Genomic DNA, 12,999 nt, shown 5'->3' with positions numbered 1-12,999 from the left:
CCATTGCTGTTGTTAGGGATATGCATCCACCCAGAAAATTTGCGATCGCCCCGCCAGACCATCCTAATTAACAGGTGCCTTTGTCCTTAGAAATCGCTTATGCTCAGGGTGAATTCTTGAGAGGTTCCAATGCTCCCAGTCGCGATCGCCTCCCTACTCTTTGGTTTTGCCACCAATATGGATAACTTTAGCGTGGCCGTTAGCTATGGTCTGCGCCGCTATCGTATGAGTTGGCTGGGGAATGCTCTGATTGCGGCTCTTTCGGGTAGCAGTACCTTTTTGGCCATGGGGTTGGGTGGGTGGGTGCAGCAGTATGTGCCGTTGATTTGGACACAGCGGCTTGGCAGTGGCTTACTAATAGTCATGGGGGCATCGGCACTGGGAGGAGTCTGGCTCAACTTGAATCATCCCTCTAAAACCACAAAGCCGAACTTATTACCAATTCTTGACTATGCCTATGACTTCACGCTCTACCAGTCGCTGCTGTTGGGTTTAGCATTGACCCTGACGAACTTTGCTACAGGGGTAGCTGCGGGTTTGGCACAGTTACCGATCGCTAGTGCTGTGATAGCGAGTACAGTAACCAGTTGGGTCTGCATTGGTAGTGGCTTTTGGTTGGGGCAGCAACTCCGCGAACAAACCCCCTTGCGCTTTGGCCCTTATTTAGAGGGCTTGGCGAGTCTTTTTCTCATAGCGGTGGGTGTCCTCAAGTGGCTTGAGTCTCCCTAGGGCGATCGCCAGAGCACATCGGCCATCCGACACACCTGCACCATGGCCGCCACATCATGGACACGCACCATCTCGACCCCTTGGGCAATGGCATGACAGCAGACCGCTGCAGTACCCCAAACCCGGTCTTTAGGATTGGGCAGGTTCAGCACGTCACCAATAAAGCGTTTGCGCGATGGCCCCAGCAGGAGAGGATAGCCAAGGCTGTGAAATTGTCGCAGTTCTCGTAAAAGGGTGAGATTCTGGGGCGTGGTTTTGGCAAAGCCAATACCGGGATCAATCATCAGATGCTCGGGGGGAATGCCGCTGGCAACTGCCCGCTGCGTTTGTTCCTGAAAATAGCGAAGCAAATCACCAATCAAATCCCCGTAGTCTGTTAATTGCTGCATGGTGGCTGGCGTTCCCCGCCGATGCATGAGGATATAGGGCACCCCCAATGCCGCTACCGTGGCAAACATTTCCGGATCCGCCTGCCCGCCGGAGACATCGTTGACAATATTCGCCCCTGCCTCAACCGCTGCGCGCGCCACCACCGCATGGGTGGTATCAATGGAAATGGGAATCTGCGACTGCTGACGGATGCCCTCAATCACGGGCAACACCCGCGCTAACTCAGCACTAATGGGCACTTCACTGGCGCCCGGACGGGTGGACTCACCGCCGATATCAATGACATCAACCCCTGCCGCCACCATCTCAAAGGCATGGGCAACGGCACTGGCGGGATTAAAAAAGTCACCGCCATCGCTAAAACTGTCAGGGGTGATATTTAAGATCCCCATGATGTAGGTGCGCTCCCCCCAAACAAAAGCGCGATCGCCCACGTACCAGCCCTTCATGCACTAGCCTCTCCTTGCCGTTTAGCGTGCAGCTTTAAGAGAATCTCTTGGTGTACCGCTTGCGTAATCGGATAGAGGTAGGCCAAAACCATGCCAATAATGAGAAAAAAAGTCGGCAAAGGTCCAATGGCAATGCGGATTGCCAACAGTGCCGAGGGGGGCTGAACGGGGCGCGGTTCACCGGCAACGCTGGAGAGGTAGCCTGCCCACTGCAAGGCCTGACCGACGAGAAATAACCCCAAGGCAAGACCAATTTTTTGCAGTAGCACCATAAAGGCATAGAAGATCCCCTCCCGCCGCTGGCCACTGTTGAGTTCATCGAGATCAATCACATCGGGAATCATTGACCAAGGGACAAGGTAGGCCGTTGAAACCCCAAACCCCGCCAGAATCGCGCAGATATAGACCAGCGTTGTTTGTCCCGGCTGCAATAAAAACAAGCCAGCTTGGGCAATCATCCACAGTGCCATGCCCATGTAATAGACCGCCTTCTTGCCAATACGCCGACTCACGGCACTCCAAACAAAAAGCATGATCATCGCCGTCGATTGCACCGCCAGCGCCACTTGCGTATATTCAGCGGGGGACATTTGCAACCAATCGCCAATAAAAAAGGGAATCAGTGAGGCAGTAATTTGCACCGCCAGCCAAGAACAGAGGTAAATGCCCATCACGAATAGGAAGGGCCGATTGCTAAAGACCAACCGCAGTTGCGTCTTCAAGGGTAAAGGGCTTTGGCCACTGCTGGGGGTATGCCGTTCAAACTCGCGCACCCGTCCCCGTGTGCCCCAGACACACCAATAGATGGGCAGCACAGATAATACAGCGGCAATGCCCCCCAGGACAATGTACTGAGTTTTGGGTTCCTGAATGACTTGGAAGAGAATTTGCGCCAATAGGAGTGAGCCAATACTGCCGCCAATGGAAAAGGCAAAGCGAAAACTATTCAGACTAGTACGTTCGTTGTAGTCTTCTGTTAGTTCTGGTGTTAGGGCGCTGTAGGGTAGGTTGACTGCGGTGTAAAACGTGTTAAAGAGGAGACCCATGAGAACGTAGTAGCCAAAGAGCAACCCTTGATCCGTCGTTGGTACCCACCAGTTCAAGAAAAAGCAAATGCCAAAGGGAAGGGCTGCTAGGATCATCCAGATGTGGCGGCGTCCCCACTTGCCCACAGGGGTGCGATCGCTGAGGTAGCCGATGATCGGATCATTGATGGCATCCCAGATTTTGCCAATCATCAACACACTGCCTGCCAAGCCCGCATTGAGGCCAGCCACATTGGTCAAGAACACCATCAGGAAAAACACCTGTAAATTGGCAGTGATGGCGGTTCCGAGATCACCGGCGCCAAAGGCAAGTTTTGTCCATAGGGAAAGGGGCGAACGGGCACCGGTGGCAGGGGAATTTGGGCTGGATGGGTCTAGTGGCATGATGCGTTGTCCATTACGATTGTTTTTTTTTTAACGATTAGCCAGCCACTGCAACTGCCCATTGACTTGCCCATTCTAAAATGCGCTGCACTTCTTCAGGCGTTTTCCCTTGGCAGTAGAGGCGTAGCAGGGGTTCGGTGCCGCTAAAGCGAATCAGTAACCAACCGCCATCAGCTAGATGAAACTTGTAGCCGTCAATGCTCTCCCAGTGGCTCACGGGGCTATCCAAAATCTGGGTGAAGGGATGCGCTGCTAGGATTGCTTCTAGTTGTTGTCGCTGCGCTAAGGACGCGAGGGTGAGATCAACGCGATCGTAGGCACTGTAAAAGTTCGTCGTTGCCTGCAACTGTTGATAGTATTCCCCTACGCTCAAGCCAGATGTCACTAGGGCTTGTAGTAGGTACAGTGCTGAGAGTAAGGCATCTCGCTCAGGAAGATGATGGCCATAGCCGATTCCCCCCGATTCTTCACCACCTAAGAGGACAGCTTCCCCTGCCAGCATGCGATCGCCAATGTACTTAAAGCCAATGGGCGTTTCAATCACCGCTAAACCATGGTGGGCGGCCACTCGCGCCACCAGATCAGAACTGCTAATGGATTTGATCACAGCCCCTCGGTAGCTACTGTGTTGTGCCAGATGATCAATCAAGATGGGAATAATTTCTTGGGCAGTGTACAGCACCCCCTCGCCATCAATGACTGCTAGGCGATCGGCATCACCATCAAAGACGAAACACACTGTTGGGGTGGCACTGTGTTGTTGCCGCAGGTACTCTTGGGTTGCGGTTAAATAACGGCCAATGGGTTCAGGAGCACCTCCCCCAAAGAGGGGATCGCGATCGCGCCGAAACTCTGGTATCGCTAAATCCAACAAGCGCTCTAGCCCTCCTGCGGCCACCCCATGCATAACATCGGCACAGATCCGCAGCTTACCGCTGGCGATCGCCTCACGAATGGGTCTTGGATCAACATGAGTGCGCAAGGCCGCACAATAGCTGGGCCACGGATCAAAGGCTTGATAGTCTGTTTTGGCCTCACCCACGGGTGGCGGCTCTCCCTGAGCTAACTGCGCTTCAATGGCTTGGGTGACGGTCGTGGGTACGGAGCCACCAAAGGCGCCCTTCACCTTGAGTCCTGCATAGATGGCGGGATTGTGACTTGCCGTCATTACCAAGCCGCCAATGGCTCCCTCGGCTTTGACAGCCCAACTAAAGGCGGGGGTTGGCGCCGCACAATTTGAAAGCCACACCTCATAGCCTTGGCTCGCCAGTAATTGGGCAACGGCTGCGGCAAACTGTTCCGCTAAAAACCGGCGATCGTAGCCCACAATGATCCGAGGCGTTGTGCCCTTGCCATAGGTTTGATGGAGCACTGCCGCTGCTGCCTTGGCTGCCCGCAGCAAACGGTTAAAAGTAAACTCAGCGCCAATGATGCCGCGCCAGCCATCGGTACCAAAGCGAATCGGGGCATCCTCAGGAATCAAAACCTGATCGAGGCGAAGGACAGAAGCAACCATAGAACCCAAGACCCAAGAACCCCTCTGAACATATCATGCTGCGAGACAGCTCTTTTCTGAAGCGGAAAGGAGGATGATATAATTATTGCGAATTGTTAATTAGGCGATGGGCACTGCTGCTAGGTGCCTTTTGGCGATGACTGATCTCTAGTAGCCTAAACCTGCATCACCTTTAGAGAGGTATTGAGCACTATGGCATTTGTACAAGAACCCCTTCCCTTTGATCCGGGTGCCCTTGAACCCTATGGGATGTCTGCGAAAACCTTTGAATTTCACTATGGCAAGCACCATAAAGCCTACGTGGACAACCTCAATAAACTGACTCAAGATACGGAACTCGCTGACAAATCCCTTGAAGATGTCATTCGCATGACCTATGGCGATGCTGCCAAGGTGGGCATCTTCAACAATGCGGCTCAAGTGTGGAATCACACCTTCTTCTGGAATAGCCTCAAGCCCGGTGGCGGTGGCGCTCCTACGGGTGATGTGGCCGCCCGGATCAACAGTGCCTTTGGTAGCTACGATGAGTTCAAGTCCCAGTTCAAAAATGCAGCGGCGACCCAATTTGGTAGCGGCTGGGCATGGTTGGTGCTCGAAGCGGGTACGCTGAAAGTGACCAAAACCCCCAATGCCGAAAACCCCTTGGTTCACGGTCAAGTGCCCCTCCTGACGATTGATGTTTGGGAGCACGCCTACTATCTCGACTACCAAAACCGCCGTCCAGACTTCATTGATAACTTCCTCAACCAACTGGTGAACTGGGACTTTGTTGCTAAAAATCTAGCGGCTGCCTAAGTTTCCCAATTTTTTGTTCCGCTCTTACTGAACTACTTCACTGATTTCACTGATCCCCGTTCTGATCGAGCGGGGCTTTTTTTGCTGAGCCATGATTCGGCCACAACTATGGTTAAGTTAAAATTAAGATAAAAGTAACCTTGGTTAATAAACGTTAATTTAATAGTGGTATTCCTTTAGGCGTTGAGCAGGGAGGGGGTCTTATGGAAACCCTAGGGCATATCGCGTACGCCGCTTTTGAAAAGTACTACCGCAAAATTAGCAAACACGAGCCGGGGGTGATTCGCGATCGCGATGTTGAGGCAATTCACCAGATGCGGGTAGGTTTGCGCCGCCTGCGAACGGCTCTGGAAGTGTTTTGTAATACCGTACGTTTGCCCAAGGGAGTCTCCATTCAACGGGTGCGGGCGATCGCCGGCAGTCTCAGTCCCGTACGGGATTTGGATGTGATGATGCTGGCGCTCAAGGAGCAGTATTACCCTCACCTACCTCGCCCTGAGCAACAACAACTGGCAAAACTGATCAAAAAACTCGAAAAGCAACGGACAGAACTGCTACAAAAAGCCCTTCAATTGCTGCGCAGCGATCGCTATCGCAAATTGCAACAGGGGCTAGAAGAATGGCTAGCTGCCCCTCAATATCGTGAGATTGCTAACTTACCCACAGAACTGATTGCCCCAGATATTTTGTTGCCCTTGGTGTGTCAACTGTTGCTGCATCCGGGGTGGCAAGTGGCCATTGAATGGCAGGGCGATCGCCCCCTTTTCCTTGCGGTGAGTAACCCGCCCCAGTGGCTGCAAACAGCGGGTGAAGATCTCCACGATCTACGCAAGCAAACCAAGCGGGTACGCTACCAAATGGAACTCTTTAGCAGTGTCTATGGAGACACCTTCACTGAACAGGTAGATGCCTTTGCTCAGTTGCAAGAACTCTTAGGCACACTTCACGATGGCGTTGTCCTCCATGACTTTTTCCGTACCCAACTTGGACTCAATCTTCGCCAAGCCTCTCCTTGCCTCGCAGAAATGATTGCCCTTGAGCAAACACGCCAGTGGCAAACTTGGCGCTCCGTCCAGCAGGAATACCTCAGCCCCGAAAAACGCCATCAAGTGCGCTCTCTACTCCTCATGCCACCAATGACAATAAGCGCCAATGGCAACTCCCTCGGTCATCCGATGATCTCCTCTGCCAACTGACAGAGGTCGGGCGGCAATGGTAACAATTGATGTTCAATTGTCCTAGGGCGATCGTCCTTGCCGATCCGTATGCGACGATAAAAATAAAACCCTTGCCGATCCAGGAGAACAACAAGCAAATGAGCGTTGTAGAGCAACCAACCCTAAGTGTAGGCCTGCGGGTACGCGTTAAGACCCCTACCATCGTCTATCACCATCCCGATCACCGTAACGAACCCTTTGACATTCAGGGCATGGAAGGGGAGATTTTCGCCATTCTCAGCGACTGGCAGGGCCGTCCCATTAGTCCCAACTACCCGATTCAGGTGCGGTTTAGTCCCAAGTTCATTGCTCATTTGCACCCCGACGAGCTGGAAGTGATTTAGGTACGCTCTATATGCCTCCCCGTTGGCCCCGTAAGCCCGATCGCCGTGATCCGAGCTATCGCCGTTTGGACGATCGCATGAATTTTGCGGTTCATGTTGCCCTTTTTGCTGCTTTTAACTCTGGTGGCTGGTTTTGGCATCAGGTGCAACCCACTGCTGTACCTTTTATGCCAACGCTGACCCTTGGGTGGTTGGCATTGCTGGCGGCCCATGGCTTCTATATTTTCGCGATCGCCCGTTATTGAGAAATTATCTCCTTGAACGCAGTGGTGCTGAGATAAGAGCACTTTTTCGTGAGTCTCCATGAGCGATCGCACCATCACCTATAGTCCAGCTTTTACTCTTGTACCGACGTACGAGTGTTTTAATCGCTGTACCTACTGCAACTTCCGTCAGGATATTGGCACGAGTGGTTGGTTGAGTTTAGAGGCGGCGGCTCAACAGTTGGCAGGGCTTGACCCCCAACAGGTGCGAGAAATTTTGATTCTCAGTGGCGAAGTTGCCCCCAACAGTCCCCAGCGTTCCCAATGGTTAGAGCGTCTCTATGATCTAGCCGCCTTAGCCTTGGATCAGGGATTTCTGCCCCATACCAATGCGGGTCCCCTCAATCGAGCAGAAATGGCCGCTCTCAAGGCGGTGAATGTCTCGATGGGACTGATGCTAGAGCAATTAACACCGAAGTTGTTGCAAAGCGTCCATCGCCATGCCCCTAGCAAGGATCCGCAACTGCGTTTACACCAACTGGAACAGGGCGGGGAACTGGGTATTCCCTTCACTACGGGCTTGCTCTTGGGCATTGGTGAAGAGCCGCAGGATTGGGCAGAAACGCTCACGGCCATTGCTGAGTGTCATCGGCGGTGGGGACATATTCAGGAGGTGATTTTGCAGCCCCACAGTCCCGGCCAGCAACAGGAAGCAGCGTTGCCCCCCTTTGATCTGAGGCAATTACCGAACGTGGTACACTGGGCGCGATCGCTCTTGCCTGAAGACATCACGATTCAAATTCCTGCGAATCTCGTCACAGATCCAGAGGTCTTTCGGGCGTGCCTAAACGCGGGCGCTCGCGATTTGGGGGGCATCGTTCCCTTGGATCATGTCAATCCCGACTATCCCCATACCGATGTGACAGCCCTAAGGGAACAATTACAGGCGTGGGGATGGGAATTAGTGCCACGACTCCCCGTCTATCCCCAGTTTGTGGATGGGTTGCCGCCGCCATTGAGGGGGAAAGTCAAGGGGATGCCTGTTTGAGCTGGAGTCCCAGTTGATAGATGTCGCGCCGCGAAAGCCCTGTGAGATCTGCCAGTTGACGGCTGGCTTGGGTAAGGGAAAGGCCTTGGCTAAGAAGTGTCGCTAATTCGTCCGCGAGATGATGGGGATTCACGGCCACAGAGTGTTCAGGGGCACCGCCTAAAACCAGTGTGTATTCGCCACGGGGGGGATGCTCCTGTAGATAAGTGCAGGCAGTGCCGAGGGTTCCCCGCCAAAATTCTTCGTGGCGCTTCGTGAGTTCGCGGGCGAGGACGAGGGGGCGATCGCTCCCCAAGATTTGACGTAACTCTGTTACCGTTTGCAGCAAGCGATGGGGGGCTTCGTAGAGAAGAATTGTGCGCGTTTCCTGTTTCAGTGCTGCTAATCGCTGCTGGCGATCGCGCCCCTTAGTCGGCAAAAACCCTTCAAAACAAAAGCGATTCATCGGTAATCCTGCGGCCATTAAGGCTGTTAAGGCAGCATTCGCGCCGGGAATCGGTGTGACCGGAATGGCTGCGGCAATACAGGCCGTGATCAGTTCATAACCGGGATCCGACACCCCCGGTAACCCTGCATCGCTAACCAAGGCAATCTGTTGACCCGCCTCTAGGCGCTGAAGCAGTTGGGGCACGCGCTGTTGGGTATTGTGCTCATGGAGACTGATTTGGGGTGTGGTAATGCCAAAATGCTGTAACAGGCGGCCGGTGTGGCGTGTATCCTCCGCAGCAATGAGATCCACTGCCTTGAGAATGCGCAGGGCACGAGCGCTTATATCCTCAAGATTGCCAATGGGGGTACCCACCACCCACAGTTGCCCGCTGCCCATTAGGAAATTTTCTCGCCACTGAGAATAAAGATCGGTTCCACTGCTGCAAAAATTTGGTGGCCGCCCCGCGTTTCTAGGCGATTGATGACCGATTGCACCACCTCTAGGCTGCGGGCTTGGACTGTCGCGAACCCTTCAGAGAGGGCATAGAGATTTTCTAAACTGCTGGCGATCGCCACCAAGCGACCACCGGGCGCAAGATACTCCCACGCTTGCAGCAAAACTTCCTTAATCGGGCGCCCCCCCTCGAGACAAATGCGCTGCGGGGTGCGACGTAACTGGGGAAAGCAATCTGGAGCCGAACCAGCAACAATTTGCACATTTTTGACGCCAAAGCGATTGCAATTGCGTTGGATCAGATCAACGACTTCCTCATCCCGTTCAATGGCAATCACCTGTCCCCGCTTCGCCAAGCGTGCTGCCTCAACAGCGATCGTACCCGTGCCCGCGCCCACATCCCAAAGACAAGAGTCCGGCTCAAGCCGCAAATAGGAAAGCATCAATAATCGCGTTTCCCGTTGGGTGAGGGGAATACCTGGTAAGCGCTCAAAGAGATCATCGGGGATACCCGGGGTCACAAATGGCCAGGGATCCACCGTCATAGAAACTGCCTAAAACCTTTAAGCGTTGCTGCTTTGGGCGAGGAGCCGTTCCTTAAGCTGTGCTAAGGCATCTGCCCAGCGGGGATCCGGTTGAGCCGCCTCGGTATCCATGGAGCTATATTCAGCCGGCGCCGAATTGGCTGGGGTACGCCGCCCATTGTTTTTATTATTTTTGCGATTATTGCGGTTGCTGGGAGTGGGTTTTTCGGCCACTGTTTCTTCTTTTTCCTTATTTTCCTTAGCTTCAGATTTGGGCTTCTCGTTGGCTTTCTCAATCTTGAGGGGATTGTCCTTAAAGGTGTAGCCGTTGAGTTTCTCAATCACCTGATCCGCCACTTCCTCGGATTCAACGGTGACAAAGCCGAAACCGCGGCACTTACCAGTCTTGCGATCGGTAATTAGTTTGGTGGTGCCCACTTCGCCCACTTCTTGGTTAAATAGGGCTTCTAGCTCTTCGCGGCTCAGTTCACGCGGCAGATTGCCCACATATAAACGCACGGACATAAAGAAACCTCCCTTCGGCAGCTTAAAAACAACACGATTCAAAAATGGACAGTCGGGCGTGAGAAACCGCTCGCAACTGAGGTCTACGTCCCCCAAGGGTACGCAAAGCCCCTGCCTTGATTAGTGGTGTAAAATAACTGGATGGGTTCACAGCGATTGTTGCTAATTGAGAACCTGCATGGACGTAATGGAGCAAAAGCAATGAGAGCGCCTAGCTCCTTAATTGTTCCTACTTAGGGTATCACAGTTCCTCCACCTAGGGCTAGGATTTTGCGGAAAAATTTTGCTGTGGCAGCGCAAGCCCAATGTGGCACAATAATCAATGCTGTTTTTGCGATGTGATGCCTGTGACTGCGACTGCTGTCCCTCGTCGGCCTGTTTTTCCCTTTACGGCAATTGTCGGTCAGGACGAAATGAAACTGTCATTGTTGCTCAATGTCATTGACCCCAAAATTGGTGGGGTGATGATTATGGGCGATCGCGGCACGGGCAAATCAACCACCATTCGCGCCCTCGCGGATCTGCTGCCGGAAATTGAGGTGGTGGCCGATGATCCCTTTAATAGTCACCCCAGCGATCCAGATTTGATGAGTGACGCTGTCAAGGTGGCGGTGGCGGCGGGTGAACCCCTTCACACCATTAAGAAAAAAGTGCCGATGGTGGATCTGCCCTTGGGGGCAACCGAGGATCGGGTTTGCGGCACCATTGATATTGAAAAAGCCCTAGCGGAGGGGGTGAAAGCGTTTGAACCGGGTCTTTTGGCGAGGGCTAACCGCGGCATTCTCTATGTGGATGAGGTGAACCTGCTCGACGACCATTTGGTGGATGTGCTGCTGGATGCCGCTGCCTCCGGCTGGAATACCGTTGAGCGCGAAGGTATTTCAATTCGTCACCCAGCACGGTTTGTCTTAGTTGGCTCTGGTAACCCCGAAGAAGGGGAACTGCGACCGCAACTGCTGGATCGCTTTGGCATGCACGCCGAGATTCGCACCGTTAAGGATGCCACCCTGCGGGTAGAAATTGTTGAGCAGCGATCGCAATTTGATCAAAACCCCGAAGCCTTTTTGGCCAAATACCAAGCTCAACAGGAAGCGCTGCAAGCCAAGCTGGTTGCTGCCCAAGCCCTCTTGCCGAGTGTCACAATTGACTACGAACTGCGGGTGAAAATTTCCCAAGTCTGTGCCGAGCTAGATGTGGATGGCCTGCGGGGAGACATTGTCACCAACCGCGCTGCCAAGGCCTTGGCCGCCTTTGAGGGACGCACGGATGTTACCGTCGAGGATATTTCACGAGTGATTGTCCTGTGTCTGCGGCACCGTCTGCGCAAGGATCCCCTTGAGTCAATTGACTCCGGCTACAAGGTGGGCAAAGTCTTCCAAGAGGTCTTTGGCGTGGAGATTGCTGCTTAGGCTGGGATTGGGATTACTTCAGTTGCTCTAGTCCCCACTCGTAGAGCGATCGCGCCACCCCTTTTTCTGGCATTTGTTCTTGATTGAGAACTTGGCAAAGGACATTTAACAGCCCTTGATGAATTTCTGCTGGGGATGTCTCTGGGGAAACACCGGCCAACTGAGTCAACTCTTTACGGCCGATCGCTCGATTGCGGTGAACAACGCCATTGCGATATTCATTGACCGTCCCCAGCTTTTTAACAAGGTCATCAGCGGGCGATCGCTGCTCCGCTTTTGCCCAGGCTCGCCACAGCACCCCCAATGTCGGATCACGATAGTTGCCCTCCTGCAAAAATTCCTCACCTAAGTGCCCCTGAGTGCGCCAATCTTCCTGTTCGCATCGCCAAAACAGGAGCCGTTCAAGCATCTGGGCAAATTGCATAAAGGCGAGGGTATAGTTCGCCTGCTGCAAGCTCAGATCAATCAATAGCTCAAATTCCCAAATTTTCAAGAACTTGCTGGTGGCCGTTTCACTATTGGGACAACGATTGACCGTCGCCTCGCGCCACTGCTGCCGTTGAGCTTTGTGAGTCACTGCTTTCGTAGGCTTTTGATCCAGCCAGCGTTCCCCCTGAATTCCCTTGAGAAAATCTTGAATACTCCAGTTTGTTGCTAAGGCAAGGCGATCGGCCAACTGATAGAGCGCTTCATGGCGATCGCGATGGGCTTCAAGGAGTACCTTTGCGGCAGCAAAGTCGCCCCGTTTCCATGCTGTGGCAATCCGCTGGCGTTCCAGTGGCCAAAAGACCTCACCTAAAGACACCTCTTCAAGAGATTCAGCACTGCGAGCAGACTGATTGCTTGGATCAAAGAACGGTTTTGGCTCTGTCGGGATAATTTTCCTAACGGGATACTGACGCATGAGAACTGCCGCAATCATGTTCAAAGCATCTGCCATTTGAGGGACAGACCCCTTTGTTTGAATTTGCAACTGCCAATTGCCAGCCGCGTTCTCTGGCAGACGCTTAATATATTGCTCTAACTGCTTTTCCGTGAAGTCCCACAGGGCTTGCCTCTGATTCACATCAACCGGGCAGTTCCAAACCGTGACGTTGAGGTGGGGATAGCGCTGCCGAATCGCCCCTGCCATCAACTGCGCCAACCAGCAAGTATCCATGGCGTAAAATTGCCAGCCGACCGACTCTGGCTGATCTGTTCCCCAGAGAATCACCTCCGCAGGTTCCGTTGGCGTGGCATAGTGTGCTGCCAAGATTTGCTCATCCAGCAGCAAAACCACGGGTGAAAAGTCATTCTTAGCTTGACAATGCCGATAAACGATTTCACTTAAATAGCGCACGTTGTGGCGGTGCTTTGCCTCAGGATCATGAAAACCCCGTTGGATGCCAAATTCCTCGTACAACTCACTCAGGTGAGGTGGCGCATTCCCCTTACGGGCAGGATCACCATCAGCTCCAAAATTGCGCACAATACCGTCTTTGCACCGCCAGCCCACCTGTCGGTTGCCCACAGTAATCATCAGTGTTTTCATGGCACA

General features: G+C 53.2%; 14 protein-coding genes. 7 read left to right on the top strand and 7 right to left on the bottom strand.

Annotated features, from left to right (window positions below; all coding sequences use genetic code 11):
* Positions 1-129: 129 nt before the first annotated feature.
* Positions 130-729 (top strand): hypothetical protein, encoded by a 600-nt coding sequence (locus RHJ02_RS12095; protein WP_206200374.1) that lies wholly within the window; start codon positions 130-132, stop codon positions 727-729.
* On the opposite strand, the gene folP is transcribed toward RHJ02_RS12095, so the two are convergent.
* From folP to RHJ02_RS12080, 3 genes are read right to left on the bottom strand one after another with little or no spacing between them, the layout of a single operon-like run.
* On the bottom strand, positions 726-1,568 hold the full coding sequence (gene folP / locus RHJ02_RS12090) for a dihydropteroate synthase (protein WP_206200373.1): 843 nt from the start codon (positions 1,566-1,568) through the stop codon (positions 726-728). The genes RHJ02_RS12095 and folP overlap by 4 nt on opposite strands.
* Entirely contained in the window at positions 1,565-2,998 is a 1,434-nt protein-coding gene (locus RHJ02_RS12085) for an MFS transporter (protein WP_310744609.1), read from the bottom strand. Before RHJ02_RS12085 ends, folP begins: the two co-directional genes overlap by 4 nt.
* A 37-nt stretch (positions 2,999-3,035) precedes the next feature.
* On the bottom strand, positions 3,036-4,514 hold the full coding sequence (locus RHJ02_RS12080) for a phosphoglucomutase/phosphomannomutase family protein (protein ID WP_206200372.1): 1,479 nt from the start codon (positions 4,512-4,514) through the stop codon (positions 3,036-3,038).
* Positions 4,515-4,706: 192 nt separating this feature from the next.
* Between RHJ02_RS12080 and RHJ02_RS12075 the strand changes: the two genes are divergently transcribed.
* The 5 genes from RHJ02_RS12075 to cofG all read left to right on the top strand — a co-directional run bounded on the left by RHJ02_RS12075 (position 4,707) and on the right by cofG (position 8,121).
* Positions 4,707-5,309, top strand: coding sequence for a superoxide dismutase (locus tag RHJ02_RS12075; RefSeq protein WP_149819807.1), 603 nt, complete (start codon positions 4,707-4,709; stop codon positions 5,307-5,309).
* A 203-nt stretch (positions 5,310-5,512) separates the two neighbouring features.
* A complete protein-coding gene (locus RHJ02_RS12070) occupies positions 5,513-6,505 on the top strand; it encodes a CHAD domain-containing protein (RefSeq protein WP_206200371.1) in 993 nt (330 codons plus the stop codon).
* A gap of 119 nt (positions 6,506-6,624) precedes the next feature.
* Positions 6,625-6,870 carry a ferredoxin-thioredoxin reductase variable chain gene (locus RHJ02_RS12065; protein ID WP_206200370.1) on the top strand — a complete coding sequence of 82 codons (246 nt, stop codon included), beginning with the start codon at positions 6,625-6,627 and terminating at the stop codon, positions 6,868-6,870.
* 11 nt (positions 6,871-6,881) lie between these two features.
* Positions 6,882-7,115 (top strand): hypothetical protein, encoded by a 234-nt coding sequence (locus RHJ02_RS12060; protein WP_310800270.1) that lies wholly within the window; start codon positions 6,882-6,884, stop codon positions 7,113-7,115.
* Between the two features lie 58 nt (positions 7,116-7,173).
* Positions 7,174-8,121, top strand: coding sequence for a 7,8-didemethyl-8-hydroxy-5-deazariboflavin synthase subunit CofG (gene cofG / locus RHJ02_RS12055; RefSeq protein WP_206200369.1), 948 nt, complete (start codon positions 7,174-7,176; stop codon positions 8,119-8,121).
* On the opposite strand, the gene rsmI is transcribed toward cofG, so the two are convergent.
* From rsmI to RHJ02_RS12040, 3 genes are read right to left on the bottom strand one after another with little or no spacing between them, the layout of a single operon-like run.
* Positions 8,102-8,947: a 16S rRNA (cytidine(1402)-2'-O)-methyltransferase gene (gene rsmI / locus RHJ02_RS12050; RefSeq protein WP_206200368.1), complete on the bottom strand. Its 846-nt coding sequence runs from the start codon at positions 8,945-8,947 to the stop codon at positions 8,102-8,104. The genes cofG and rsmI overlap by 20 nt on opposite strands.
* The gene (cbiT, locus tag RHJ02_RS12045; RefSeq protein WP_310800269.1) at positions 8,947-9,549 is read right to left on the bottom strand and encodes a precorrin-6Y C5,15-methyltransferase subunit CbiT; all 603 of its coding nucleotides are present in this window, start codon (positions 9,547-9,549) and stop codon (positions 8,947-8,949) included. The genes rsmI and cbiT overlap by 1 nt, the downstream gene beginning before the upstream one ends.
* Positions 9,550-9,567: 18 nt before the next feature.
* The gene (locus tag RHJ02_RS12040; RefSeq protein ID WP_206200366.1) at positions 9,568-10,053 is read right to left on the bottom strand and encodes an RNA-binding protein; all 486 of its coding nucleotides are present in this window, start codon (positions 10,051-10,053) and stop codon (positions 9,568-9,570) included.
* A 347-nt stretch (positions 10,054-10,400) separates the two neighbouring features.
* Between RHJ02_RS12040 and bchI the strand changes: the two genes are divergently transcribed.
* Positions 10,401-11,462, top strand: a complete 1,062-nt coding sequence (gene bchI, locus RHJ02_RS12035) for a magnesium chelatase ATPase subunit I (protein WP_206200365.1) — start codon at positions 10,401-10,403, stop codon at positions 11,460-11,462.
* Positions 11,463-11,475: 13 nt separating this feature from the next.
* On the opposite strand, the gene RHJ02_RS12030 is transcribed toward bchI, so the two are convergent.
* Entirely contained in the window at positions 11,476-12,993 is a 1,518-nt protein-coding gene (locus RHJ02_RS12030) for a hypothetical protein (protein ID WP_310800268.1), read from the bottom strand.
* Between the last annotated feature and the right edge of the window lie 6 nt (positions 12,994-12,999).

The sequence above is a fragment of the Thermosynechococcus sp. TG215 genome (assembly GCF_031583455.1).
Taxonomy (GTDB): Bacteria; Cyanobacteriota; Cyanobacteriia; order Thermosynechococcales; family Thermosynechococcaceae; genus Thermosynechococcus.
Note: the sequence above shows the minus strand (reverse complement) of the source record. Positions and strands in the feature narration are given on the sequence as shown.